Below are 23724 nucleotides of genomic sequence, written 5' to 3'. Positions count from 1 at the left end.
CTTTCCCGCCGCCCGGCGGCAGCATCGTCTGGCTCGCAACCGGCCTGCTCCTGTTCTATGCCGGCACATCCGCCGTACAGACACCATTGCTCGCGTGGTCGGGCGAACTCAGCAGCGATTATCATCAGCGCACGCGGATCACCGCCTACATCACCGTTCTGGTCGCGGTGGCGCTGGTGGTGACGCTGGCCGTCGCCGCCGTGGGCGACCGCCTGTTCCAGGGCGACGGACGGATGCGGCTGGCGCTGTTCGGCGCGCTCGTTCTCGTCACCGCCCTGCCCGGCCTGTGGCTGACGCTGACCGCCGCACCGGATCGCCCGGCGGAGCTGGTGGCGCGGGCGCCGTTTTCGCTGCGCACGACGCTGGGCGCGGTGTTCGGAAATAGCCTGCTGGTCCGCGTGATCCTGTCCGACGCTTCGGTCCGCACCGGACAGGGCATCCGCGGTGTGCTGCTGGTGTTCTACGTAACCTACTATCTGCGACGGCCGGAATGGGCGGCGGGGCTGTTTCTGTTCCAGTACATCTTCGGCATGGCGGCCGGCCCGATCTGGCTGCGCATCTCGCTCAGGCTCGGCAAAAATCGGACGGCCGTGCTGGCGGAGCTGGTCCAGGCCGCCATCAACGCCGGCCTGTTGCTGACCACGCCCGACCGCTTCGGCCTCGTCCTGTTCCTCGCCTTCGCGCAAGGGTTGGCGCAGGGATCGGGCAACATCATGCTCCGCTCGATGGTGGCGGACATCGCCGACAAGCATCGCGCCGAAACCGGCGAGGACCGTGTCGGTCTCTATTACTCCGTATTCAGCGTCTCGGAAAAGCTGGGCAGCGCACTGGCCGTGGGCCTGGCTCTACCGCTGGTCGCGGGGTTCGGCTTCGATCCCAAAAGCGCCACCAACACGCCGCAGGCGCTGAACGGCCTGCTGCTCGTCTTCGCGCTCGGTCCGTCGATTGCTCACGCAGTGTCGGCCGCGCTCGTCGCTGGCTTCCCGCTCGACGGGAAGCGTCACTCCGAAATTCGCCGACAACTCGAGGCGCGGGACCGCACCCAGCGCCGCCTCCCTCGTGCCCGCCGAATGATCCCTCCTGCCCCCTGTTTCAAGGAGACTGCATCATGAATGCCATCACCACCTACACCAACGCCCGCGATCCCAAATCCCCGCTCGACATCGTGCCCGTCACCGGCACGATCGGCGCGGAAATCCGGGGCGTGACCCTGTCCGGCGATCTCGATCCCGCCACCGTGCAGGCGATCAAGGATGCCGTCGTGCGCCACAAGGTCGTGTTCTTCCGCAACCAGCACGAGTTGGACGATGCCCGGCACGAGGCCTTCGCCGCGCTGTTCGGCGATCCGGTGGCGCACCCCACCGTGCCCGTGGCCGAAGGATCGCGCTACCTGCTCGAACTCGACAGCAAGGAAGGCTACGCCGCGTCCAGCTGGCATACCGACGTAACCTTCGTCGACGCCTATCCCAAGGGATCGATCCTGCGCTCGATCACCATTCCGGAGGCCGGCGGGGATACCGTGTGGGCCAATGGCGAAACCGCCTACGAAGGCCTGCCCGAACCCTTGCGGCAACTGGTCAACACCCTCTGGGCCACGCACACCAATCTCTATGACTATGCGGCGGCGCTGGGCAATCCCGCGCGCGGCAGCGAAGACAGCGTGCAGCGAGAGCGCATCGCGCAGCACCGCAACGTCTTTGCCTCCACCGTTTACGAAACCGAACATCCGGTGGTCCGCGTCCATCCGGTGTCAGGGCAGCGCAGCCTGCTGCTCGGCCATTTCGTGAAAGGCTTTGTCGGGCTGAACCAGGCGGATTCGCAGCGCCTGTTCCAGATCCTGCAGGACCACATCACCAAACCGGAAAACGTGGTGCGCTGGCGCTGGCAGCCGGGCGATGTGGCGTTCTGGGATAACCAGTCCACCCAGCACCGGGGCCGTCGCCGATTTCGGCCTCCAGCGTCGCACGCTGCGCCGTGCGACGATCGCCGGCGAAGTGCCTGTAGCGATCGACGGACGCAGCAGCCGCACCGTCCGCAAGGAAAAGGCAACGCAGTACGAAGCCGTCTGACGATAATCCGCCTTCCCGTGCCGCGAATCCGTTCGACGGCACGGGATTGCGCTTCAGGCGATCGTTGGAATGATCCCGCCTTCCATGCGGACGGCAGCGCCATTGGTGATCGCGCCCAGCGGGCTGGCGAGCACCGCGACCTGCGCCGCGATCTCATCGGGTTCGATCAGCCGCCGGATCAGCGAAAGCGGGCGGAACCGGGCGAAGAACTCGGCTTCGCGTTCGGCTTCGGGCGCATCCTTGTTGTCCACGACCGAGCGGATGAAATCCACGATCCCTTCAGAGCGCGTCGGTCCGGGCAGGATCGCATTCACCGTCACGCCGGTGCCGCGCGTCTGCTCTGCCAGCCCGCGCGCGATTGCCAGCTGCGCAGTCTTGGTCATCCCGTAGTGAATCATTTCCTGCGGGGTGGCCAGCGCGCTTTCGCTGGACACGAAGATCACGCGCCCGGTGCCACGCGCCAGCATTTGCGGGAAATAATGCCGCGCCAGCCGCGCGCCACTCACCACGTTGACCTCGAAAATGTGATGCCAATCGGCATCGCTTGATCTCGGCAAAGGGCTTGGCTTCGTAGATCCCCAGATTGTTTGACGAGGATATCGACGTCGGGAACCGCCGCGATCAGCGCGGCCGCACCTTCGGCCGTCGCCGGATCGGCCAGCACGCCCCGCGCGCTCCCTTCGCGCCGATCGCCTGTACCGCGCGCTCCAGCTTTGCGGAATCGCGGCCGCTGATCGCAACCGCAACGCCTTCGGCGGCAAGCCTTTCGGCAATGGCAAGGCCGATGCCCGCCGTGGCACCGGTGACGAGAGCCGTCTTTCCGGCAAGGTTAAGATCCATCATGCGTCTCCATGAAACGGGATTGTTGCATGGTACATAAGCGCTAGAACAACTTGTGATTAGACATCACTGATGTATTTTAGAATTGATTTCAATTCACGAGTGTCGTTTCATGGACAACCGTCTCGGCGAAATGGAAACGTTCCTCGCGGTGGCGCGACAGGGCAGCCTGGCCGGCGCGGCGCGGGAACTGCGGCTTACGCCGTCTGCCGTCAGCCGGGCGCTGGGGCGCCTTGAGGCGCGGCTGGGCGTACAACTGATCGCGCGCACCACCCGCGCCCTCGCCCTGACGCCCGAAGGCGAGGCCTATCGCGTGCGCGTGGCCGGGCTGCTGGAGGAAATCGACGAGCTGGAGCGCGATTTTCCGGCCACCGGGCAAAGCCCTTCGGGCCGCCTCCGGATCAACGCCTCGGTTCCGTTCGGTGTGCATTGCCTGATCCCGGTCCTGCCGGAATTCCAGCAAGCCTTCCCGGCGATAACGCTCGATCTGGCGCTGACCGACGCGATGGTCGATCTGGTCGACGAACGCGCGGACATCGCGATCCGGGTTGGCCCCTTGCGCGATTCCGCGCTGCGCGCGCGAAAGCTGGGGCACAGTACGATGGCCGTGGTGGCAAGCCCTGCCTATCTGGAGCGCCACGGCACTCCGCGTGTTCCCGCGGACCTCGAGCACCACACCTGCCTGCGCTTCAGCTTCCGCCGCTCGGTCGATTCCTGGCCGTTCCGGACCGACGGCGTAACCGCGCATCAGGTCATGGATGGCCGGTTTCTGGGCAACTCTGGCGAAGTGGTGCGCATGATGGCCTTGGCCGGCGGCGGCATCGCGCGGCTCGCCCGCTTCCATGTCGCGGCCGATCTGGCGGCCGGCCGGCTGATCGAACTGCTCAACCCCTTCAACCCCGGCGATGGCGAGGACATCCACGCGCTGCACGTCGGGCACGATCGCCTGTCGGCACGCATCCGCGCATTCCTCGATTTTCTCGAAACGCGTATCCGCCTTTAGGGTCAAACCGCCAAACCGGGCGCTCCAACCGGGATTGACTACCCCGGGCAAACCGCGCATGAGCGCGGCTCCCGCGAAGGGCGGTTAGCTCAGTTGGTAGAGCATCTCGTTTACACCGAGGATTAGACCCAAAATTTGGCTGTTTTCCGTTTCTTCATTGAAGAACGGAGCCGGTTCATATGGCGAACAAAGCCATCCCTGCGGACCATCTGCGGACCACTTTTAATTCAGCGGGCACTCGCATCACAAGGCGATCCATCGTGGTCGATGCAGCGATCCACCCCCCTCGAACTGAGGCGCATTCTTTGCGCCCCGTTAGCAGGCCCGAGCCGCCACCTTTGAAACGAAAAACCGCTGGAAGGGCGGCAACCCTTCTCAGCGGCGTTATCGATAGCTGTGCGGCTATTCCGGGAATCTACCTTCTGCGCGACTCCAGCGCAAGTTCAGTCTTCGTGGGAGGTGCCTCATGAGCACCACCCTCTCGCATAAGGGGCTGCCCGCCGGCGTCGGCCGGTTCGACCTGCTGCGGCTGTTCGAGCAAGTGGCGCGGCCGGGCTTTGGCCTGTCTTCGACAGCCGTAGCGTTGGTCCGGCACTATGTCCTCAAGACCATGGACGGTGACTATCTCTCGGGCCGCATTTGCGCCGTCTGGACACAGGCCTGCCGCTTCGCCGAAGCCTTGGGCCTGACGCCACGCTCGATCAACTCGGCGGAGCGGGAACTGGAGAAGGCTGGCTTCATCATCCGCAACGCCGGAATCAACGGCGAGCGCGCTGGCGACCGGCAGGACGGGATCGTGGTCTGGGCGGCAGGCATCAATCTGGCCCCGCTGGTCGAGCGCTTTGCCGAGATGCAGGCCAAGGCCGAAGCGCTGGAACTGCGAACTCGCGCCATTCAACAATGCCGCGCCGAAATCCGCCAGTTGGGCCAGCGCATCCGCGAGGCGGGCGACGAAGATCTGCGCGAGCGGGCCGAAACCATCCTGCCCGATGGGCGCACGGCGCGGATCACCAACATCGACCGCCTGATCGCCATCCGCGAGGCCTTGTCCGCCATGCTCGCTGCCATTGAATTTGTGCCGGAACCTGATCCTCGTGCACTGAAAACTTCCGACGCGCCGGAAGAAAAATGCGCACCCAATATACAGGACAAAAACTCATCACGAAGACGTACGGCGCGGGTGGGCGATCCGCTCGAGCGCATCCGGCCCGCGACCGCGCTGGTGGTGGCCACCGAGAGCTATCGCGGCATCGTTGCGGTGCTTGGCGGGCCGACTTGGCCCAACCTTGTCGAGGCGTCTTGGCGCAGTTGTGGGCGGCTCGGGATCGACCAGAGCTCTTGGGGCCGGGCTTGCCAGCAGTTCGGGCGGGAACGTGCGGCGCTTAGCGTGTTGCTGATCGACCGGAACGCCGAATTGCCGCTAGGTCATCACTATCGTGTGGGCTCACCGGCAAGGTGTCTGGCGGGCATGGTGCGACGGGGAGGCTCGGCAGGGGTGAACCTCGCTGGGCTGTTCCGGGCGACGGAGCGCAACGCCCAGCAGGCGCCACCGCCTGTCGCGCCACCTGAGCAGGCCATCGAGCCACCGCTCGGCCCGTTGGCTCACCTGACGGCGAGGCTGATGGCCAGCGTGGAGCGGCGCGTCACACCTGACGGGTAAGGCTGTCCAGCATCTCGCCTGTCCAAACGACCACACCCTCACAAGACCACACGTCCACATTTGAACGGGCAAGGAAATTGTCATGACCATCATAGCCATCGTCAGCCAGAAGGGCGGCTCAGGCAAAACCACGCTGTCGGTAAATTTGGCTGCCGCCGCCGAAGCGGCGGGGCGCTGTTGCCCTCATCATCGACACCGACCCCCAAGCCACCGCCAGCCAATGGGGTGCATGGCGCGCCGACAAGGCTCCCGAAGTGATCGACAGCGCACCGCCACGCATCCAGGCCAAGGTCGAGGCGGCCCAGCGCCAAGGCGCGACCTTCATCGTCATCGACACGCCCGCCCCATGCCGACAGTGCGGCCAGCAGAGCGGTGGAGGTGGCTGATCTGGTGCTGATCCCTTGCCGGCCCAGCGCCTTTGATCTCGCGGCCATCAAGACCACGGTCAGTCTCGTGCGTCTGTTTGACAAGCCAGCCTTTGTGGTCTTCACCGCAGGCCCGCCCCAAGCGCCGCGCATGTATGAGGAAGCGGCAGAATTGGTTCGTAGTTTTAGGATCGAGGCTTGCCCGCATACCCTGCCTGATCGCGCAGTCTATCGGCATGCCTGCGCAGCAGGCGCCTCGGTCATCGAGTTCGAGCCTGAGGGCAAGGCCTCTGCGGAGATCACCGCGTTTCACTTGTGGACCATCGCGCATGTGAACATGTCCACAACCGAACGAGAGGGAGTGTGAACATATGGGCCGATTTGCCAATCTCGCTGACAAGCCAAAGGTGGACGCCCAACCTTCCACTCCCGGTATTGGAGCGGATGCTCGTGCCTCCATATCGGCCAACACCCCTCCCAGATCGAACAGCCGCGCTGGGCGCAAGGCCATCGCCGCGTACTTCTCGCCCGAGATGTCGATGGCCATGCACGTTTGCGCTCGCAAGCATGGCCTCAGCCTTCAGGAACTGATGGCTGAGGCCTTCAATGATGTGCTGCGCAAGTATGGGCAGAGCCCGGTGGGGGAATGAAGGCAATCCAGTTTTTCGTCTTCCTGCCGGAGGTCGGCCCGCGCCAGCCTTCGTTGGTCCCGCTGAGAAGCGGCTCTCGATTACGAACGATGTCAGATAGGTGCCACGCTCGGGAATAACCGTTACAACTGCGATTTGAAGCGCAACCTTCGGCCTGGCATTACCCTGTCATCCCTGAGGCAGGATACCCGTCAAGTTACTGCGTTAAACCCACGCTCCCCCACGGAATCAACACACAGCGGCTTGCGAGACCGAACCTGACCTGCTCGATAAAGCCTCGCTCCTGCGCACCTCGTTGCATCAGCAGGGGATGCGCAGTTCCGCTTGCCAGCAGGCTCTGGTTAATGACCCAGGCAAAGGGCTTGATGCCCGCGCGGACAAGATCCTTCTGCAAACGCTCGGCCTCGTGGACCGGCGTTGCCTCGGCCAGCGTCACGATGATCGCATGGGTGAAAGCTGGATCGCGCAGCCGAGGCAGTAGTGCCTTCACGCTCTCGGGCATTTCGGTCTGCGTGCGCAGGACCTCGCGATGATAGGATTCCGCCGCGTCGAGAAGCAGGATCGTGTGGCCTGTCGGCGCAGTGTCTAGCACGACGAACTGACCAGCGCCCTCGTCGACCGTCCGGGCAAAGGCGCGAAATATGGCAATTTCTTCGGTACAAGGAGAGCGCAGATCCTCTTCCAGCATGGCGTGGCCGGAGGGATCGAGATTGGCTCCCGCCTTGGCCATCACTTCCTCGCGATAGGTGGCCAGTTCCTCGACTGGATCGATACGGGTTACCGTCAAGCCGGGAATGTCCTCGGCCACGGCATAGTGCACATGGGCGGCAGGATCGGTGGTGGAGAGCGTGACTTTGTGCCCACGGCGGGCCAGTTCGACGGCAATGTGTGCTGCGACGGTTGTCTTGCCTACGCCGCCTTTGCCCATTGTCATCACCAGGCCATGACCCGAGGCGGCGATTTCATCGATCAGCGGATCGAGGCTCCCGGGCAAATCAATCGGCTCCAGCGCGCCCATCTGGGCTGGTGTAGACGTGGTGCCCTTCGACAACATGCGCAGTGCGTCCAGCCCGACAGTGCCCAGTGCCATCAGCGGCGTCTCGCTTGTCGGCAAAGCGGCAAGGCCAGCAGGCATCTGCGCGAGAGCCTCTTGCCCCCGCGCCGTCATGGCATCGGCGATGGCGTCACCAGCCACCTCCGCAACAAATACGCCATTCAGGGCCAAGCGAAGGTTACTGACGCCCAGCTCCGCCAGTTCGCCCCTCGTGCGCTCTGCCTCACGCAGCGCGGCGCGTTCAGGGCGGCTGACCAATACCACCGTCGTCATCGTCGGGTCAGCCAGATGCGCCACCGTTGCCGCATAGAGTTCCTTCTGTTGCTCCAGTCCGGCGAGTGGCCCGAGGCACGAGCCACCGCCAGTGGAAGAGGCGATGAACTCGCTCCACGCCGAAGGCAGCGTCAGCAGGCGCAGGTATGGCCGGTGGGGGGGCCGTATCGAAGATGACATGATCGAAGGCGCTGGTGGCGCCGGGCACACCCAGCAGTTTCGCAAAGGCATCGAAGGCGGCGATTTCCACGCTGCACGCACCGGAGAATTGCTCTTCCATGCTGGTGATTGCAGCTTCAGGCAGAATGCCGCGATAGGGCGCCACCATACGCTCACGATAGTCGCGCGCCGCCGCTTCCGGATCGATGTCGAGCGCGTAAAGGCCGGGGGCGCCAGTGATGGCGGTCGGATCAGAGCCGAGTTCCGTGCCCAGCACTTCAGACAGGTTCGAGGCAGGGTCGGTGCTGACAATCAGCACTTTGCGGCCCGAATCGGCCAGACCCAGGCCGCAAGCGCAGGACAGCGATGTTTTTCCAACCCCTCCCTTGCCGGTGAAGAACGAGTAGCGCGTTTCAAGAACAGGCAGGGGCATGGGAGATTTCCTCAGCAGCAACCGGATTTGGGCGAGCAGCAAGACGAAGCCTGATCGGCAGGCGCGGCGGCAGTGCCCAGATCAAGCTTGCGTACCAGTTGCTCGCGCGAGAGATGCACGCCGGTCGAGACGATCCTGCCATCGACAGCGATGATCGGCAGGCGGTCCATGCCCGCTTCCATTTCCTTCACCACAGCCGGGTTGGCGGCGAACGCCTGCGGTTCTTGCCCGAGGTTATAGCGCTGCACGCTCACGCCCTGTGCGGCCACCCACTTGAGGTCCGCCGCAAACGTCACCAACGCCGGATCAACGTCAGGACCGCAAACGCCGGTCGAGCAGCACATGGCGGGATCGTAGACTTCAAGCTTCTTCATCGCGGTATCCTCGACTTGGCCATCAAGGGGGCAAGCGATCCAAGCCCTCTTGACTGTGCGAACGAATGTCATATTTCTATAACAGTCAAAATATAGGAATGTGACATGGATTCTGCAATGGTCATTCGCGCCTTGGGCGCTTTGTCTCAGGAGCATCGCCTCGCTGCCTTCCGCCTGCTGGTGCAGGCTGGCGATGAAGGGATGCCCGCTGGGGCCATTGCAGAGAAGTTGGGTCTGGTGGCGTCGTCGATGAGCTTCCACCTGGCGGCCTTGGCGAACGCCGGGCTTGTAACCCAGCGCCGTCAAAGCCGCCTGATCATCTACAGCGCCAACTATGGCGTGATGAACGCTCTGATGGGCTATCTGACCGAGAATTGCTGCGGCGGGGTTCCCTGCACAACGGAAGAAATGTGCTGCCCACAGCCAATGGCTACAGCCAATGACCCAGAGGAGGATGTCGCATGACTGAACGTGTATTCAATGTGCTGTTCCTGTGCACCGGCAATTCGGCCCGGTCGATTTTTGCGGAATCCCTGCTCACGCATTTGGGCGGTGACCGGTTTCGCGCCTTCAGCGCCGGCAGCCACCCCAAGGGTGAGGTTCACCCGATGGCCCTCGAACTGCTCAAGGAATACGATTTCCCGCATGAGGGCTTCCGTTCCAAGAATTGGCGCGAGTTCGAGGCTGAGGGCGCGCCCGAGATGGATTTCGTTATCACGGTTTGTGACAATGCGGCCGGCGAAACCTGTCCGGTGTGGCCCGGCCAGCCCATGACCGTGCATTGGGGCATCGAGGATCCAGCGCAGGTTGAAGGTCCGGGCCAAAAACTCGCCTTCTACAAGGCGATGAGCCACCTGCGCCGCCGTATCGAACTGTTTGTATCGCTGCCGACTTCTGGCCTCGCCCGTCTCGAACTCGAGCAGCGCGTGCGCAAGATTGGCAAGGAAGAAGGCGCCACCCAGATGGCCAAGGATGCACAATGACCACGCAAATCACTGACATCATCATCTACCACAACCCGGAATGCGGCACCTCGCGCAACACGCTGGCGATGATCCGCAATGCCGGCATCGAGCCGCATGTGGTCGAATATCTCAAGACCCCGCCCTCGCGCGAAATGCTTGAAAGCCTGATCGCGCGGGCGGGGATTGGGGCTCGTGCGCTGCTGCGCGAGAAGGGCACGCCCTTTGCCGAACTGGGGCTTGGCAATGCCGATCTGACCGACGCGCAACTGATCGATGCCATGATGGCGCATCCGATCCTGATCAATCGGCCGCTGGTGGTCTCGCCGCTGGGCGTGAAATTGTGCCGTCCTTCGGAAGAGGTGCTGGATCTGATCCCGGCATCCCAGCGTGGCGCCTTTGCCAAGGAAGATGGGGAGCAGGTGGTCGACGCCGACGGCAACCGCATCGTCAGCGCCTGAGAGAGAACCTATGACCAAGCCTGTGTTTTCGATTCTGGTGCTGTGCACCGGCAATTCCGCGCGCTCGATCCTGGGCGAAGCGATTTTCAACCACCTCGCACCGGGCCGCGTTCAGGCCTACAGCGCAGGCAGCAAGCCCAAGGGCGTGCCGCATCCCGGTGCCCTGCGCCTGCTGGCGCGACGCGGCATCGACACCAGCACATTCCGCTCGAAGAGCTGGCTTGAGTTCTCCGCGCCCGATGCGCCGCATATCGATCTCGTCATCACGGTTTGCGCCAATGCCGCGGGCGAAGCTTGCCCGGTGTTTCCCGGCACGCCGCTGCGGGCCCATTGGGGGCTGAGCGATCCAGCGGATGAGGTAGGCGAGGCGGCCGAGGACGCAGCCTTCGAGGATACGTGGCGCTGGCTATCGATGCGCGCCGAGGCCTTGCTGGCCCTGCCGTTCGAGACGATGGACAAGGCAGAGCTTCAGGCGAAGCTGTCCGAGATTGGCCAGATGGAAGGCGCTGCCTGATCTGATTATCGACGTGAGAGAGGGGCTTCGGTCGATCTCTTCCAGCTGAATGACTAACCGGCTGACGCCGGTAGGATCACGTGGAGGGGCTGAAGCCGTCCTTGTGGGTATGTCGGTCCAGGTAACGGATGATGATGTCATCGGTGATGTTGCCGGAGGTGGTCGAGAAGTAGCCCCGTTGCCAGAAGCGTTGTCCCCAATAGCGCTTGCGGATGTGTTCGAACTCCTGCTGGATTTTACGCGATGACCGGCCCTTGGCACGGCGCACGAAGTCGCTGACCGAGACGTGCGGCGGGATTTCGACGAACATGTGGACGTGATCGCGAGACAGTGCGCCGTTGACAATGGTCACGCCCATTTCGTCGCATACCTGCTTGATGATTTCGCGCACCCTGAGGCGCACATCGCCGATGAGCACCTTGTAACGGTACTTCGGTGCCCAGACGAGATGGTAGCGATGATGAAAAGTCGTGTGACAACCGCTCTTGTAGCCCATAGCCTGTAACCTCGGAAAAAATGAGACTCAACGCCCTACGGGCTGTCTCATTTTTTCCGAGGTTACAGGCTATCGAGCGAGTCTAAGGCTGAAGCCAGTATCCGACTGAAGTCGGAGGGGTTCCTCCCAGAAGCGAGACTCTGAATGACTAACCGGCTGACGCCGGTAGGATCACGTGGAGGGGCTGAAGCCGTCCTTGTGGGTATGTCGGTCCAGGTAACGGATGATGATGTCATCGGTGATGTTGCCGGAGGTGGTCGAGAAGTAGCCCCGTTGCCAGAAGCGTTGTCCCCAATAGCGCTTGCGGATGTGTTCGAACTCCTGCTGGATTTTACGCGATGACCGGCCCTTGGCACGGCGCACGAAGTCGCTGACCGAGACGTGCGGCGGGATTTCGACGAACATGTGGACGTGATCGCGAGACAGTGCGCCGTTGACAATGGTCACGCCCATTTCGTCGCATACCTGCTTGATGATTTCGCGCACCCTGAGGCGCACATCGCCGATGAGCACCTTGTAACGGTACTTCGGTGCCCAGACGAGATGGTAGCGATGATGAAAAGTCGTGTGACAACCGCTCTTGTAGCCCATAGCCTGTAACCTCGGAAAAAATGAGACTCAACGCCCTACGGGCTGTCTCATTTTTTCCGAGGTTACAGGCTATCGAGCGAGTCTAAGGCTGAAGCCAGTATCCGACTGAAGTCGGAGGGGTTCCTCCCAGAAGCGAGACTCTAAAACAACTGCGGCCTTTCGCTTGTCAATGCGGTCGGGCTGCGAAGGAAATCATCGATGACCCAATCCCGTCGCCCCCGTTTGTCATTTCTCGACAGATACCTCACCTTGTGGATCTTCCTCGCCATGGCGTTGGGGGTTGGGCTGGGCTCCGCGTTCACCGGTCTGCCTCATGCCATCAATGCATTGTCCGTCGGAACCACGAACATCCCCATCGCCATTGGCCTCGTGCTGATGATGTATCCGCCGTTGGCGCGTGTGCGTTATGAGGAATTGCCCAAGGTCTTTGCCGACAGGCGCATTCTGGCAATCTCGCTGGTGCAAAACTGGATCATTGGCCCGGTGCTGATGTTTGGTCTGGCGGTGCTGTTCCTCTCGGACAAGCCGGAATATATGACCGGCCTGATCCTGATCGGCCTAGCGCGCTGTATCGCCATGGTCATCGTGTGGAACCAGCTGGCCAAGGGTGACAACCAGTATGTTGCCGCGCTGGTGGCGTTCAATTCGGTGTTCCAATTGCTGTTCTTCAGCGTCTATGCTTGGTTTTTCCTCGCATTTTTGCCGCCGCTGCTGGGCTTGGCCGGGCACGTCATCGACGTGAGCTTCCTCACCATCGCGCAGGCCGTGCTGATCTATCTGGGTGTTCCCTTCGCCGCGGGCTTCCTGACGCGCCGCGTCCTGGTCTCGGCCAAGGGGGTGGAATGGTATGAAACCCAATTCCTGCCGCGGATCGGGCCGGTGACACTGGTGGCGCTGCTGTTCACCATCGTTGCCATGTTCAGCCTGAAGGGGGGGGAGATCCTTACCCTGCCGCGCGACTGCATCCGCATCGCCATCCCGCTGACCATCTATTTCGCCGTGCAGTTCACAATCAGCTTCTTCATAGGCAAGCTGATCGCGGCCGATTACCCGCGCACCACCGCTGTGGCGTTCACGGCAGCGGGCAACAATTTCGAGCTGGCGATCGCGGTGGCCATTGCCGCTTTCGGCTTGGCCTCGCCGGTCGCCTTTGCTGCGGTGATCGGTCCGCTCGTGGAAGTGCCGGTGCTGATCTTGCTGGTCAATGTCGCATTCTGGTTCGGCCGTCGCTGGTTTGCCGATACTGTGCCGGCGGAGGCTTGAGTCATGATCGACATGACTTTCACCCGTCTGCTCGATCTGTCCGATCCTGATCACCTGCCTGCGCTCAAGCCTGAATATGCTCACCGCCATCCCGCCGAGGGGTTGGGCGCGATGAACCCACCGCCGCGCATCCTGCTACTCTACGGCTCCTTGCGGGAAAGGTCGTATTCGCGCCTTGTGGTGGAGGAAGCGGCGCGTCTGCTGATCTATTTCGGCTGTGAGGTGCGGATCTTCAACCCTTCGGATTTGCCGTTACCCGATCAGGTGGCTGGCGACGATCACCCGGCGGTGGCTGAGCTTCGTCAGCATTCGCTGTGGTCCGAAGGACAGGTGTGGTGCAGCCCCGAGCGTCACGGCCAGATCACCGGCATCATGAAGACCCAGATCGACCATCTGCCGCTGGCGATGAAGGGCATGCGCCCGACGCAGGGGCGCTCGCTGGCAGTGATGCAGGTCTGCGCAGGATCGCAATCGTTCAACTCGGTCAACACTTTGCGCATTCTGGGGCGCTGGATGCGCATGTTCACCATCCCCAACCAGTCCTCGGTGGCCAAGGCCTACGAGGAGTTCGACGAGGCGGGCCGGATGAAGCCCTCAGCCTATTATGACCGCATCGTCGATGTGTGCGAGGAACTGGTGCGCTTCACGGTGCTGCTGCGCCCGCACGCCGACCAGTTGGTCGACCGCTATTCCGAGCGGGTGGAGCGTGGTCAACCGGCACCATCCTCATAAGTATTATATTTTACGCATCTCAATAATTAATTATTGACTATATTTTTCATATTTGCATTTAATTTCAATTAAAATTACAATAAATTAGAAGTTATACAATTAAATAAAGAAATTATAAGGTGAGATACTTATTCCATTAGGCCGGAACTGCAAGGGTCTTCGCGCTCTTTGAGCGGTTGACAGCCCGTACTTGCGTGCGCATAGGGATAGTTCTCTTGGGGAGTAGCCATCCGCATTCGCAGCGGAGCACATGTCAACAAACTTGGCTTCGGCCATGGCATGTGCGGCCTTACAGGTTCGGCGAGACCATGGATCGGCGTGCGCCTGGGTCGGGCGCGTGCACGGTTCATGTGCTCAGCATCCGGCCCCGGGAATTTGCAATGCCTGCCTCACCGCTCACGATTGCGCTGCTACTCGGGTCAGCAATCGTCATCTATCTCGCCTGCGAGTATTTCGTGAACGGCGTCGAATGGGTGGGCGAGAAATTTGACGTAGGCCAGAAGGCGACTGGCACGATCCTCGCAGCTTTCGGCACGGCATTGCCAGAAAGTGTCGTCACCCTCGTCGCGGTGGCATTCGGCACGAGCGCTGCGGCCAAAGAATTGGGTGTGGGCGCCGCGCTTGGCGGGCCATTGGCGCTGTCTACCATCGCTTATGCGACCGTCGGCATCATGCTGTTGCTGACGGGCAAGCAACTGACTGACACGCCCGGAATTCGTCACGTGTTCCAGCGGCTCAGCACCGACCAGGGCTGGTTTCTCGCCATTTTCTTGGCCAAGATTGGTCTGGGCATGTTGGCGTTTGCATGGATGTCAACGGCGGAGCAAAAACCGGCCACTGTGGCGGAGTAAAAGTAGGCCACTGATGTTGCGGCAGGTGCAAAGCAAAGGGCCCCGATCGGGGCCCTTTGCTTTTGGCCGTTTTGATGGGTCAGTTTTCGTCGACGGTGGCCTGGTTTTGCTCCGCCCCGCTGGCAGTGGCGCGACGGCGACTGGCTGACTGCTTTAGGCGGTAACTGTCACCATTCATGGTCAGGATGCTGACGTGGTGGGTCAAACGATCCAGCAATGCGCCGGTCAGGCGCTCGGACCCAAGCACCTGCGTCCAGTCCTCAAACGGCAGGTTGGAGGTAACGATGGTGGAGCCGCGTTCGTAGCGCTGGGAGAAGGTCTCGAACAACAGCTCCGCGCCGGTGGGCGAGAGCGGGACGTAACCCAGTTCGTCGATGATCAGCAGCTTCACTGCAGCCAACTCGCGCTGCATCTTGAGCAGCCGCTTCTCGTCGCGGGCTTCCAGTAACTGGTTCACCAGCGCCGCGGCGGTGGTGAAGGTCACGGTGAAGCCCTTCTGGCAGGCGGCCAGCCCCAGGGCGAGCGCCACATGGGTTTTGCCCGTCCCGCTATTGCCCAGCGCAATGATATTCTCGCGCCGCAGGATATATTCGCAGCGCGCCAGATCCAGCGTCAGCATCTTGTTGAGGCTGGGGATGGCGGTGAAGTCGAAGGTATCGAAGCTTTTGACGGCCGGGAACCGGGCAGCACGGATCCGGCGTTCGACAGTGCGCCGCTCACGGTCGATCAGTTCCAGTTCGATCAGGCGCAGTAGATAGCGGGGATGATCGACACCATCACGCGCGCACTCCCGGGCTACTTTCTCATATTCGCGCAAAACGGTCGGCAGTTTGAGTTGCTTGAGGTGGTGGGCCAGCAGCACCTGTGGCGCACCAGCGGTGGTGCCGGTGGGCAGGTTGTCATCGGGCGCCCGGCTCATGCTGCCATCTCCTTCGAGACCTGGGGCATCAGAGCCGCATAATCAGCCGCCTGCGTGACCTTCACATCCAGCCTTGGCAGGTGGGGATAGGTCGTCAGGTCAAGCCTGGCGGGCCGCCGTTCCATCCTGGCCAGTGCGATCTGCTTCACCGCATCAAAGCTGATCGCGCCCATGTGGATCGCCTGAGTGACAGCATGGGTCACCACGGCCATGGGCATCGCTTCCAGCAAGCGCAAGACCTGGATATACTCGCGCTTGCCCTTGCGGCCCATGCGTCCCTCCAGCAATTGCCGCAGGTGGGCAAAGACATCGGGCAAGGCCCAATTCTGCAGTGCAGCCGCCTGATCGAGAGCATTCGGCTTTGTCTCGATCAGCGCCAGATAATGCAGCGGATCGGCCACAAAATCGCCGCTGCCATAACTGCGCACATGGCGGGCGATCTCCTCGGCGCCGGACAGGATCACCACCTCGTCCACGAAGCCCTTCACCACCACATCCTGGAACCCAAACCTTGTGGGCACCGAGTAATCATTGCCGCGATACCGCACCAGCGCCGTCGATGACACACGGGCGCTGCGCCTCTCGCATGGCTCCAATGGCACCGGCGGTAGTGGGCGTAGCGCCGCAACGTCAGCAACCATGCGCTCACCGATGGTCTGGGCATGGCGGCCAGCACGTTCGCCTTGCCGCGCATGACAGCGCTCCAAAAGAGCCGCGTTCAGTGCGTCATAGCTCGCCGCCTGCGGCTTGGGCGTCATGAAGTTGCGGCGCGCGTATTTGACCAGCCCTTCGACCTTGCCCTTGTCATTCCCCTTGCCGGGTCGGCCGAAGCGGTCAGAAAACAGGTAGTGGCTGACCAGCTCGCTGAAGGCACGTGTGCGCTCACGCTTGCCGTCCCCCAGAATCTTGGCCACCGCAATCGTCGTGTTGTCGTAGAGGATCGACTGGGGAATGCCGCCAAAGAAGTCGAAGGCCGATACATGCCCATCCAGAAATGCCTCGGTCGTCTCGCGCGGGAAAGCCTTCACGAAACAGGCATCGGACTGCGGCAAATCCATGCACAGGAAGTGGATCTTCTGCTCCACACCGCCAATCACGCCCACCGCTTCGCCAAAATCCACCTGCGCATGCCCCGGTGGGTGCGCCAGCGGCACAAATGTCTCGCGGCCACGCACCCGGCTCAGCCGGACATAGTCCTTCACCACCGTGTAGCCGCCGCCATAGCCATATTCATCGCGCAGCCGCTCGAAGATCCGCTTCGCCGTGTGTCGCTGCTTGACCGGCGCCGTCCGGTCACCTTCCAAAATCGCGTCAACCACCGGCAGCAAAGGCCCCAGCTTCGGCTTCTCCACCGGCTTCGTGCGCGTATAGCCAGGTGGCAGTGAAAATCGGCAGATCTTGCCAATCGTCTCCCGGCTTAATCCAAAGACCCGCGCGGCCTCTCGCTGGCTGCGCCCCTGCACAAACACAAACTGCCGAACACTCGCGTAAACTTCCACGGCATACATCCCGGCCGCCCTCAAAAGGGCAGCCTTACCACTGGCCGGTTTTTACTCCGCCACGCTCAGCACTTCGCTGGCGTTCCAGTGGCTGGTTTTGTCACCGCCCTGCACACATGGAAGCCATGGCTCGGCCTGCTGTTCCTCGCCGCTTATGCGCTCTACGTCCGGCAGGAGCTTGGCGGCGAGGGTGACGACGCCGAGGAAGGCCTCGAACCTCTCAAGTTTCAGCTAGGTCGCGCGGAGCCTGATACCCGCATAGCCGTGCTGCAAACCCTGGTAGCGCTGGTGGTGATCTTCTACGCCTCGCGCACCTTCGTGGCGCAGCTCGAGGTTCTTGGGCCGGTATTGGGCCTGAGGCCGCAGTTGCTTGCGCTGCTGCTGAGCCCGATCGCGACCGAACTGCCCGAGACGATGAACGCGGTGATCTGGGTGCGGCAGGGCAAGTACCGGCTTGCGCTAGCCAATATCTCCGGTGCGATGATGATCCAGGCGACGGTTCCGACTGCGCTGGGATTGTTCTTCACGCCCTGGCTGCTGACCCCGCCGCTCCTGGTTGCAGCAGCGGCGACAATGACAGCAATCCTGATCATGTATGTCGTGTTTCGGCGGGGTAACGCTTCGCGCTGGCTCCTCGCCGCGATGGGGCTACTCTATGTTGTGTTTGCAAGCATCATCGTGATTCTGCACTTGGGCTGAGTCCTGCTTGCCTATCAACCGAGATGCGGAAATCCTGTTGTGACGATCGCTCCGCAAGGCGGCGTTGGCGTCTGCACGATCAAGCCGCCAAAATCACGGGCAACAGCGTTAAATCAGCCACGCTTTCGACGAGGCGATGAGTAAAAGGATGCCAAGCAGGCCGCGATAGACAACAAATGGCCACGCCGAGAAACGCTCGAGGGCGCGCATCAGCGCCCAGATTGCTGCGAAGGCCGAAATCGATGCGACGATCAGGCCCAGCGCCAAAATCGACCAACCGTGCATATCGAGATTGGCTTTGTGGAGCTCCCAAAGTTCCTTCGATCCGGCGAGAGCAATCGCCGGGATGCCCAGCAGGAACGAGAAGCGCGCCGCTTCCTCGCGCCTGAAGCCGAGCGCGAGCGCTGCGGTCAGGGTGGATCCAGAACGCGAGACGCCTGGAATGAGGGCGCCGACTTGCGCGAGTCCGACCAGCAGTGCATCGACCAGTGATGCATTTTCAACGCTGCGACGGTGGCGTGATAGAATTTCCGCGAGGGCCATCAACACTGCCATAGCGATGCATGCCCAGCCAATCACAGGCAAGGCGCGTAGCGGTGAACTACATGTATTCAGGATGCCTGACAGCAGAACCCCTGCGAACGTGATCGGGACCGTCGCCAAAGCGATCCAGATTACGAGGCAAAGCTCGGGATCTTTGAACCGCCGTTGACGGATTGCTGATACAGAACTGACCGCCAAGCTGCGCACATCCTGCCAGAAAAAGCTGATAACCGCGGCAAGCGCGGCCAATTGCATCGCAGCCGAAAACGCCGAGCCGGGATCTCGCCACCCCAGCAGGGCGGGGACGACGCGCATATGGGCCGTCGAGGAAATCGGCAGGAGTTCGGTGATCCCCTGAACAACCCCCAATATGGCAACCTTGGCATAGCCCAGTGTCATGAAGCCTGTGTCGATGCCTGTTGTGCAAGGAACGGTCATGTCAGTGCTATTCCTTTGGCGGAGATGGCCGAGCCCGAAGCGGTGCTGCTGTGTGTGCTACTGACGAACCAGTCTCAGGCCATTAGCAACGACGAGAAGGCTGGCTCCCATGTCGGCGAATACGGCCATCCACATCGTTCCGTATCCCGCAAGCGTCAGCGCCAGGAAGATAGCTTTGATACAAAGCGCCAGGGTGATGTTCTGGATCAGTACGGCCCGCGTTTTGCGTGAAAGCCGCACGAAGCGGGCGATCTTGTTGAGGTCATCGTCCATCAAGGCAATGTCGGCCGTCTCGATGGCAGTATCGGAACCGGCGGCTCCCATCGCAAAGCCGATATCGGCGCGCGCAAGCGCCGGCGCGTCGTTGATGCCGTCACCGACCATGCCGACGTATCGGCCATTTCGGATGTAGCGTTCAATCGCCTGGAGCTTGTCTTCAGGCAACTGGTCGCCCAGTGCCTTGTCGATCCCCACCTCCTGCGCGATGGCTGCCGCAGTGCGGGAGTTGTCGCCGGTCAGCATCACCGTCTCGATGCCAAGTTCGTGCAAGTCCCGGATGGCAACACGGCTGCTGCCCTTAATGGTATCGGCAACGGCAAGGAGGATGAGCGGCTCCTTGCCATCGGTCAGGACAATGACCGTCTTGCCTTGTGCTTCGAGTTCGGTGAGCTGTGCCTCAATCGCAGGCGAGCATGCCCCGGTTTCGTGGATCAGGCGGTGGTTGCCGAGCAGATAGTCGATGCCGCCAATCGTGCCCTTCACGCCGCGCCCCGGCAGCGCGGCAAAGTCGGTCACTTCGAGCAAAGCGATGCTGGACTTACGGCCCGCTTCGGCAATTGCAAATGAAACAGGATGGTCCGAGCGCGCTGCGAGACTGGTAGCAATGCCTAGGCTATCGATCGCCTCTGCAGCGCCGAACCGCACGGTATCGGTCAACGCAGGCTTGCCGTGGGTGATCGTCCCGGTCTTGTCGAGCGCGAGCACAGCAAGCCTGTGCCCCTGTTCGAGATAGACGCCGCCCTTGATCAGGATGCCACGGCGTGCCGCTGCCGCGAGGCCACTGACGATCGTCACGGGAGTCGAAATGACAAGAGCGCAAGGACAGGCGATCACAAGCAGGACCAGTGCCTTGTAGATCCAGTCCAGCCAGTTGGCAGCGAATAGCAGCGGTGGAACGAGGGCCACGGCAATGGCGACCAGGAACACGACCGGCGTGTAAATGCGCGCGAACTGGTCGACAAAACGCTGAGTCGGTGCGCGGGCACCTTGGGCGGATTCGACGGCCTCGATGATCCGGGCCAGCGTCGAGTGACCGGCATCGGCGGTCACTTCATATTCGAAGGAGCCAGCTTCATTGAGGGTGCCGGCGAAGACCTGATCGCCTGGTGCCTTTTCGACCGGCATGCTCTCGCCTGTGATCGCCGCCTGATTGATCGTAGAATGGCCGCTGGCGACGGTGCCATCGAGTGCGATGCGCTGTCCCGGTTTGATCCGGACTAGGTCGCCGATCACCACCGTCGCTGCGGGCCGATCGATCCATGAGCCGTCCGGCTGACGAACGGTGGCATGGTCCGGGGCAAGGTCGACGAGGCTACGAATGGCATTGCGCGCGCGATCAAGCGACTTCGCTTCGATCAGCTCGGCGATGGCGAACAGCACCATGACCATGGCCGCCTCGGGCCACTGGCGGATCAGAAGCGCGCCAGTCACCGCAATGCTCATCAACGCGTTGATGTTAAGATTGCCGTGGCGCAGGGCAATCCAGCCCTTGCGATAGGTATCGAGCCCGCAGACGGCGACGGCGAGCAAGGCGACCAGCGCGACTGTCCATTCGGGCAAGCCGGACCAGTGAATAATCTCCGCGACCAACGCCGCAAGGCCGCCCCCGGCATAGGGCCACCACGGCTTGGTGGCTTCCTCGTGAGGCTCCTCATCGCCCGCCGGCTCGAAGAGTTCGGCGTCCATCCCGAGTTCGCGAATGGCTGTCTGGACGGCGGGCAATGCCCCGGTGCGATGGGCAACCGTCAGCATGCGCTGTATCAAATTGAACTCGAGCCCCTGAACCTCGCTCAAGGTGCCGAGCTTCTTGCGGATCAGCGCTTCTTCGGTCGGACAATCCATCTGCACAATGCGCAGACGAGTGATGCTGCTACACTCAGGCGCAGTCGAAAGCACGGACGGAACTGTCTCGTCCCGGGAAACGAGCGCTGAACTTGAACCGCAGCAAGTATCGGTCATGAGACTACTCCGTCATGCCGCCACCGCCTTGCGGGGCAGCCTTTCGTTATACCATCCCCCTGCCACGATGACTGCGATCGTCAACAGTTGCGCGCCAACCGACTGCCAAGTCGGGAACAGGCCTAGTACCGGGATGCGGGGCGTATGAGCAAGCGGGGCAATGTCGATGATACCCGCCTCCTGCAATGCGGAGACGCCCTTGCCGGCGAGGACGACCGCCAACACGGCGATCAGCCAGGAGCTGTATTTGAAGAACTTGCCCACCGGGAGTTGGGCACTGAACCGCAGCATGGCCCAGGCGATCAACGCCAGGACGACGACCGCCGAGACCGCTCCTGCCAAAATGACCGCGCCGTTCCCCTGTGCGGTTAGCGCTGCATAGAACAGGATGGTCTCGAACACCTCGCGATAGACGACAATGAAGGTGAGGCCGAACAGGAACCAAGCTGAACTCCGCGACAGCGCCTTGCCGAGTGTCTCGTTGATATAGCGCTGCCATTCCCCAGCCTGCGACTTGCCGTGCATCCAGATGCCGACGGACAGCAGGACGACGGCGGCGAACAGAGAGCCGAAGCCTTCGGTCAGTTCCCGGCTTGCACCACTGATCCCAATGAAGAAGGTTGCAACAGCCCAAGTCAGCGCTCCTGCGGCAAGGGCAGCGACCCAACCGACGTGGACATGACGAACCATCTCGCCACGATCCGCCTTGCGCAGAAAGGCGATCATGGCGACCACGATCAGCAGCGCTTCCACGCCCTCGCGCAGCAGGATGGTGAATGCGCCGAGAAAGGTGGACGCCGTGCTGGCGGCATCGGGCGACAGCACCTCTTCGGCATCGCTGAACAGCCCATCAAGGACGGCCATGCGATCCTTGACCGCACTGACAGGTTCGCCGCGGCCGATGGCGGCGCGAAGATTGCCCATTTCGGTCTCGATCCGTCCCATCAGCGTCGCATCACGCGCCGCAAGCGCCGGCTCGACGGGCTCAAACCCGTCGAGATAGGCAGACAGCGCGAGCTTTTTGGCTGCCTCCCTGTCGCCGGCCTCGTAAGCGGCAAGGCTTGCCTGGAGTTTTTCATGAGCAACTGTCAGCGACCCGGCCTTGGCTTCGCTCACGGCTTCGGGATGCGCCCGCAGATAGCCAAGGACCGCATCAGCCTTGTCGGGACCGATCTGCCGTCCGAGCACGGACGGCGTCATCCCGGCGAGGGCAGCAAGATTGGGAACCTGACCATGCAAGGCGGCATCGCTTTTCCAGAGCTGCTCGCCCTTGCCGGCATCGGGGAAAGCGAAGCGGCCGATGTAGAAGGCAAGATTCCAGCGGTCCTGTGAGGGCAATTCGGAGAAACTGCGCATGGCAGTGCCATCGAGTCCCTGACCGATCACCTGATAGAGCGCAAAGGGGCTTCTTTCGCGGGCGCGCGACGCATCGACAAAGGCAACCGGCACGGGGTTGAGCTTGGCTGCATCGGGTCCGTGACCGTCCCCGCTCAAGCCATGGCAACCTGCACAGTTTTGCGCGTAGAGCGCTTTGCCGCGCGCCAAATCAGGGGTTTTGCCGGGTGCGAGCGGGACGGGATAGGCCGTCAACAGGTGCGCGGCGAGCGTCCGCGCGGACTTCGCGACATCATTCGGCGCGGTTTTCTGCGCCACCATACCCCGAAACGCTTTCGCCTCGGACAAGAGCTCAGCCTTCTGCGTTGCTGGCGGCAGGGCAGCAAGTTTGGCTTCGACCGCGCCGGCAAACTCGGTCATCTCCGCATATTCCTGCGGGCTCTTAACCTTTCCGTCGGCAACTGCTCCCGCATAATCGACCGCGACATAGTCGAGCAGCCGCCAGGCCGTCTGGACATCCTCATCGCTCGGGTTGGCAAAGGCGGGGGCCGTTCCCGCCACCAGAAGCGACACTGCCAAGACGGCCAGACGCAGCATGCGGGCGGCGGTCTTGATGGATTTCGGGGCGTGATTCGCGAATTCGGGCTTGCTCATCCCTCTCCGATACAATCTACAGCTACTATAGAAGCAAGCAGTTTTTGCGAGCCGCTCGCAATATGGAGCCTTAAGATGAGTGACCCCGCGCGTTTCGCAATTGGCGACTTGGCACGGCAAACCGGCACCAAGGTCAACACAATACGGTTTTACGAGGACATCGGCCTGCTTCCGAGTCCGATGCGGACCGCATCTGGAAGGCGGACCTATAATGCAGCGGACGTCCGGCGGCTCTCGTTCATTCGCCATGGCCGCAGCCTGGGATTTTCAGTCGACGAAATCCGCTCACTGCTGGCGCTATCGGATCAGCCTGAACGCGACTGCGGCGAAGCGGCGGCAATTGCGCGCCAGCATTTGTGCGACATAGAAGAGCGCATTGCCCGCCTGCAAACGCTTCGCAGCGCACTGGTGGATGTCGCTGCTTCCTGTGATGGCGGCCGCGCCGCAGATTGCCGCGTTATCGAGGCAATCGCCGGTGTTATCCTACCCAACACGGAGTGAGACACAAAACCTCGCGATGTGAGTGGGTTTTTCACATTGTGTGTTTCCACAATCGCGGTGCCCTACTCTCAAGACTATCTTTCAAGCACGGATTCAATGCTTGCTCCTCCAGCGACTGGAGGTTGTAGCGTCGGCATTGCGTCAGGAG

Annotated in this window: 23 protein-coding genes, 3 pseudogenes and 1 riboswitch; of the genes and pseudogenes, 15 read left to right on the top strand and 11 right to left on the bottom strand. The window is 62.0% G+C overall.

All coding sequences use genetic code 11. The annotated features are described in order from the left end of the window. Positions 1 to 23 precede the first annotated feature (23 nt). The gene (locus F1640_RS25330) at positions 24 to 1112 is read left to right on the top strand and encodes an MFS transporter (RefSeq protein WP_309229319.1); all 1089 of its coding nucleotides are present in this window, start codon (positions 24 to 26) and stop codon (positions 1110 to 1112) included. Then, positions 1109 to 2069, top strand: a pseudogene (locus F1640_RS13970) (TauD/TfdA dioxygenase family protein). Before F1640_RS25330 ends, F1640_RS13970 begins: the two are co-directional and overlap by 4 nt. A gap of 53 nt (positions 2070 to 2122) precedes the next feature. Here F1640_RS13970 and F1640_RS13965 read toward each other — a convergent pair. Next, positions 2123 to 2909 (bottom strand): annotated as a pseudogene (locus F1640_RS13965) (SDR family NAD(P)-dependent oxidoreductase). Between the two features lie 112 nt (positions 2910 to 3021). On the opposite strand from F1640_RS13965, the gene F1640_RS13960 reads away from it, so the two are divergent. From F1640_RS13960 to F1640_RS13945, 4 genes and pseudogenes are all read left to right on the top strand, one after another. Next, the gene (locus tag F1640_RS13960; RefSeq protein WP_194919732.1) at positions 3022 to 3912 is read left to right on the top strand and encodes a LysR family transcriptional regulator; all 891 of its coding nucleotides are present in this window, start codon (positions 3022 to 3024) and stop codon (positions 3910 to 3912) included. Between the two features lie 466 nt (positions 3913 to 4378). Next, the gene (locus F1640_RS13955) at positions 4379 to 5572 is read left to right on the top strand and encodes a helix-turn-helix domain-containing protein (protein WP_194919731.1); all 1194 of its coding nucleotides are present in this window, start codon (positions 4379 to 4381) and stop codon (positions 5570 to 5572) included. An 82-nt stretch (positions 5573 to 5654) separates the two neighbouring features. Beyond that, positions 5655 to 6304, top strand: a pseudogene (gene parA, locus F1640_RS13950) (ParA family partition ATPase). A 4-nt stretch (positions 6305 to 6308) separates the two neighbouring features. Then, a complete protein-coding gene (locus F1640_RS13945) occupies positions 6309 to 6587 on the top strand; it encodes a ribbon-helix-helix domain-containing protein (protein WP_194919729.1) in 279 nt (92 codons plus the stop codon). A gap of 196 nt (positions 6588 to 6783) precedes the next feature. On the opposite strand, the gene F1640_RS13940 is transcribed toward F1640_RS13945, so the two are convergent. The 3 genes from F1640_RS13940 to arsD are packed head-to-tail and all read right to left on the bottom strand — an operon-like array spanning position 6784 to position 8880. Next, positions 6784 to 7938 (bottom strand): ArsA-related P-loop ATPase, encoded by a 1155-nt coding sequence (locus F1640_RS13940; protein WP_309229264.1) that lies wholly within the window; start codon positions 7936 to 7938, stop codon positions 6784 to 6786. Further along, positions 7922 to 8506 (bottom strand): TRC40/GET3/ArsA family transport-energizing ATPase, encoded by a 585-nt coding sequence (locus F1640_RS25730; protein ID WP_305082351.1) that lies wholly within the window; start codon positions 8504 to 8506, stop codon positions 7922 to 7924. Before F1640_RS25730 ends, F1640_RS13940 begins: the two co-directional genes overlap by 17 nt. Before the next feature lie 11 nt (positions 8507 to 8517). Further along, positions 8518 to 8880: an arsenite efflux transporter metallochaperone ArsD gene (gene arsD, locus F1640_RS13935; RefSeq protein ID WP_194919727.1), complete on the bottom strand. Its 363-nt coding sequence runs from the start codon at positions 8878 to 8880 to the stop codon at positions 8518 to 8520. 105 nt (positions 8881 to 8985) lie between these two features. On the opposite strand from arsD, the gene F1640_RS13930 reads away from it, so the two are divergent. The 4 genes from F1640_RS13930 to F1640_RS13915 are packed head-to-tail and all read left to right on the top strand — an operon-like array spanning position 8986 to position 10817. Further along, positions 8986 to 9345 (top strand): helix-turn-helix transcriptional regulator, encoded by a 360-nt coding sequence (locus F1640_RS13930; protein ID WP_194919724.1) that lies wholly within the window; start codon positions 8986 to 8988, stop codon positions 9343 to 9345. Beyond that, positions 9342 to 9863: an arsenate reductase ArsC gene (locus F1640_RS13925; RefSeq protein ID WP_194919723.1), complete on the top strand. Its 522-nt coding sequence runs from the start codon at positions 9342 to 9344 to the stop codon at positions 9861 to 9863. The genes F1640_RS13930 and F1640_RS13925 overlap by 4 nt, the downstream gene beginning before the upstream one ends. Further along, positions 9860 to 10303 carry an arsenate reductase (glutaredoxin) gene (arsC, locus tag F1640_RS13920; RefSeq protein WP_194919721.1) on the top strand — a complete coding sequence of 148 codons (444 nt, stop codon included), beginning with the start codon at positions 9860 to 9862 and terminating at the stop codon, positions 10301 to 10303. The genes F1640_RS13925 and arsC overlap by 4 nt, the downstream gene beginning before the upstream one ends. 10 nt (positions 10304 to 10313) lie before the next feature. Continuing rightward, the gene (locus tag F1640_RS13915; RefSeq protein WP_194919719.1) at positions 10314 to 10817 is read left to right on the top strand and encodes an arsenate reductase ArsC; all 504 of its coding nucleotides are present in this window, start codon (positions 10314 to 10316) and stop codon (positions 10815 to 10817) included. A 76-nt stretch (positions 10818 to 10893) separates the two neighbouring features. Here F1640_RS13915 and tnpA (F1640_RS13910) read toward each other — a convergent pair whose 3' ends face one another. Together tnpA (F1640_RS13910) and tnpA (F1640_RS13905) are read right to left on the bottom strand one after the other, a co-directional pair. After that, positions 10894 to 11313 carry an IS200/IS605 family transposase gene (gene tnpA / locus F1640_RS13910; RefSeq protein ID WP_194919717.1) on the bottom strand — a complete coding sequence of 140 codons (420 nt, stop codon included), beginning with the start codon at positions 11311 to 11313 and terminating at the stop codon, positions 10894 to 10896. A 171-nt stretch (positions 11314 to 11484) separates the two neighbouring features. Next, positions 11485 to 11904: an IS200/IS605 family transposase gene (gene tnpA, locus F1640_RS13905; RefSeq protein ID WP_194919717.1), complete on the bottom strand. Its 420-nt coding sequence runs from the start codon at positions 11902 to 11904 to the stop codon at positions 11485 to 11487. 198 nt (positions 11905 to 12102) lie between these two features. Between tnpA (F1640_RS13905) and arsB the strand changes: the two genes are divergently transcribed. The 3 genes from arsB to F1640_RS13890 all read left to right on the top strand — a co-directional run bounded on the left by arsB (position 12103) and on the right by F1640_RS13890 (position 14750). Continuing rightward, complete coding sequence (gene arsB / locus F1640_RS13900; protein ID WP_194919715.1) at positions 12103 to 13167, top strand: ACR3 family arsenite efflux transporter; 1065 nt, start codon at positions 12103 to 12105, stop codon at positions 13165 to 13167. Between the two features lie 3 nt (positions 13168 to 13170). After that, a complete protein-coding gene (gene arsH / locus F1640_RS13895) occupies positions 13171 to 13899 on the top strand; it encodes an arsenical resistance protein ArsH (RefSeq protein ID WP_194919713.1) in 729 nt (242 codons plus the stop codon). A gap of 215 nt (positions 13900 to 14114) precedes the next feature. Beyond that, positions 14115 to 14266, top strand: a riboswitch (yybP-ykoY riboswitch). A gap of 13 nt (positions 14267 to 14279) precedes the next feature. After that, the gene (locus tag F1640_RS13890) at positions 14280 to 14750 is read left to right on the top strand and encodes a hypothetical protein (protein WP_194919711.1); all 471 of its coding nucleotides are present in this window, start codon (positions 14280 to 14282) and stop codon (positions 14748 to 14750) included. Between the two features lie 79 nt (positions 14751 to 14829). Here F1640_RS13890 and istB read toward each other — a convergent pair whose 3' ends face one another. Both istB and istA read right to left on the bottom strand, forming a co-directional pair. Further along, positions 14830 to 15669 (bottom strand): IS21-like element helper ATPase IstB, encoded by an 840-nt coding sequence (gene istB / locus F1640_RS13885; protein WP_066770779.1) that lies wholly within the window; start codon positions 15667 to 15669, stop codon positions 14830 to 14832. Next, entirely contained in the window at positions 15666 to 17177 is a 1512-nt protein-coding gene (gene istA, locus F1640_RS13880) for an IS21 family transposase (RefSeq protein ID WP_066770782.1), read from the bottom strand. Before istA ends, istB begins: the two co-directional genes overlap by 4 nt. A gap of 78 nt (positions 17178 to 17255) precedes the next feature. Between istA and F1640_RS13875 the strand changes: the two genes are divergently transcribed. Then, positions 17256 to 17867 carry a sodium:calcium exchanger gene (locus tag F1640_RS13875; RefSeq protein ID WP_309229263.1) on the top strand — a complete coding sequence of 204 codons (612 nt, stop codon included), beginning with the start codon at positions 17256 to 17258 and terminating at the stop codon, positions 17865 to 17867. 108 nt (positions 17868 to 17975) lie between these two features. Here F1640_RS13875 and F1640_RS13870 read toward each other — a convergent pair whose 3' ends face one another. Genes F1640_RS13870 through F1640_RS13860 form a run of 3 tightly spaced genes read right to left on the bottom strand, consistent with a single transcriptional unit; the run spans position 17976 to position 23018 of the window. Further along, a complete protein-coding gene (locus F1640_RS13870) occupies positions 17976 to 18848 on the bottom strand; it encodes an undecaprenyl-diphosphate phosphatase (protein ID WP_194919710.1) in 873 nt (290 codons plus the stop codon). Positions 18849 to 18905: 57 nt separating this feature from the next. Then, positions 18906 to 21086, bottom strand: a complete 2181-nt coding sequence (locus F1640_RS13865; RefSeq protein ID WP_206694685.1) for a cation-translocating P-type ATPase — start codon at positions 21084 to 21086, stop codon at positions 18906 to 18908. 12 nt (positions 21087 to 21098) lie between these two features. Then, the gene (locus F1640_RS13860; RefSeq protein ID WP_194921438.1) at positions 21099 to 23018 is read right to left on the bottom strand and encodes a cytochrome c/FTR1 family iron permease; all 1920 of its coding nucleotides are present in this window, start codon (positions 23016 to 23018) and stop codon (positions 21099 to 21101) included. A gap of 132 nt (positions 23019 to 23150) precedes the next feature. Between F1640_RS13860 and F1640_RS13855 the strand changes: the two genes are divergently transcribed. Continuing rightward, on the top strand, positions 23151 to 23576 hold the full coding sequence (locus F1640_RS13855; protein WP_194919708.1) for a helix-turn-helix domain-containing protein: 426 nt from the start codon (positions 23151 to 23153) through the stop codon (positions 23574 to 23576). The last annotated feature ends 148 nt before the right edge of the window (positions 23577 to 23724 follow it).

Source organism: Novosphingobium sp. NBM11 (assembly GCF_015390225.1).
In the GTDB taxonomy this organism is placed as follows: Bacteria; Pseudomonadota; Alphaproteobacteria; order Sphingomonadales; family Sphingomonadaceae; genus Novosphingobium.
This window is presented reverse-complemented; position numbering and strand designations above follow the sequence as displayed.

What these genes read in the sequence shown, in the direction of transcription:
- arsD (WP_194919727.1), bottom strand. Translation starts at nt 8,880, where the DNA reads ATGAAGAAGCTTGAAGTCTACGATCCCGCCATGTGCTGCTCGACCGGC.
- F1640_RS13860 (WP_194921438.1), bottom strand. Translation starts at nt 23,018, where the DNA reads ATGCTGCGTCTGGCCGTCTTGGCAGTGTCGCTTCTGGTGGCGGGAACG.
- arsH (WP_194919713.1), top strand. Translation starts at nt 13,171, where the DNA reads ATGATCGACATGACTTTCACCCGTCTGCTCGATCTGTCCGATCCTGAT.
- F1640_RS13855 (WP_194919708.1), top strand. Translation starts at nt 23,151, where the DNA reads ATGAGTGACCCCGCGCGTTTCGCAATTGGCGACTTGGCACGGCAAACC.
- F1640_RS13930 (WP_194919724.1), top strand. Translation starts at nt 8,986, where the DNA reads ATGGATTCTGCAATGGTCATTCGCGCCTTGGGCGCTTTGTCTCAGGAG.
- arsC (WP_194919721.1), top strand. Translation starts at nt 9,860, where the DNA reads ATGACCACGCAAATCACTGACATCATCATCTACCACAACCCGGAATGC.
- F1640_RS25730 (WP_305082351.1), bottom strand. Translation starts at nt 8,506, where the DNA reads ATGCCCCTGCCTGTTCTTGAAACGCGCTACTCGTTCTTCACCGGCAAG.
- F1640_RS13955 (WP_194919731.1), top strand. Translation starts at nt 4,379, where the DNA reads ATGAGCACCACCCTCTCGCATAAGGGGCTGCCCGCCGGCGTCGGCCGG.
- tnpA (WP_194919717.1), bottom strand. Translation starts at nt 11,904, where the DNA reads ATGGGCTACAAGAGCGGTTGTCACACGACTTTTCATCATCGCTACCAT.
- F1640_RS13945 (WP_194919729.1), top strand. Translation starts at nt 6,309, where the DNA reads ATGGGCCGATTTGCCAATCTCGCTGACAAGCCAAAGGTGGACGCCCAA.
- istB (WP_066770779.1), bottom strand. Translation starts at nt 15,669, where the DNA reads ATGAGCCGGGCGCCCGATGACAACCTGCCCACCGGCACCACCGCTGGT.
- arsB (WP_194919715.1), top strand. Translation starts at nt 12,103, where the DNA reads ATGACCCAATCCCGTCGCCCCCGTTTGTCATTTCTCGACAGATACCTC.
- F1640_RS13960 (WP_194919732.1), top strand. Translation starts at nt 3,022, where the DNA reads ATGGACAACCGTCTCGGCGAAATGGAAACGTTCCTCGCGGTGGCGCGA.
- F1640_RS13890 (WP_194919711.1), top strand. Translation starts at nt 14,280, where the DNA reads ATGCCTGCCTCACCGCTCACGATTGCGCTGCTACTCGGGTCAGCAATC.
- F1640_RS13925 (WP_194919723.1), top strand. Translation starts at nt 9,342, where the DNA reads ATGACTGAACGTGTATTCAATGTGCTGTTCCTGTGCACCGGCAATTCG.
- istA (WP_066770782.1), bottom strand. Translation starts at nt 17,177, where the DNA reads ATGTATGCCGTGGAAGTTTACGCGAGTGTTCGGCAGTTTGTGTTTGTG.
- F1640_RS13865 (WP_206694685.1), bottom strand. Translation starts at nt 21,086, where the DNA reads ATGACCGATACTTGCTGCGGTTCAAGTTCAGCGCTCGTTTCCCGGGAC.
- F1640_RS13870 (WP_194919710.1), bottom strand. Translation starts at nt 18,848, where the DNA reads ATGACCGTTCCTTGCACAACAGGCATCGACACAGGCTTCATGACACTG.
- F1640_RS13915 (WP_194919719.1), top strand. Translation starts at nt 10,314, where the DNA reads ATGACCAAGCCTGTGTTTTCGATTCTGGTGCTGTGCACCGGCAATTCC.
- tnpA (WP_194919717.1), bottom strand. Translation starts at nt 11,313, where the DNA reads ATGGGCTACAAGAGCGGTTGTCACACGACTTTTCATCATCGCTACCAT.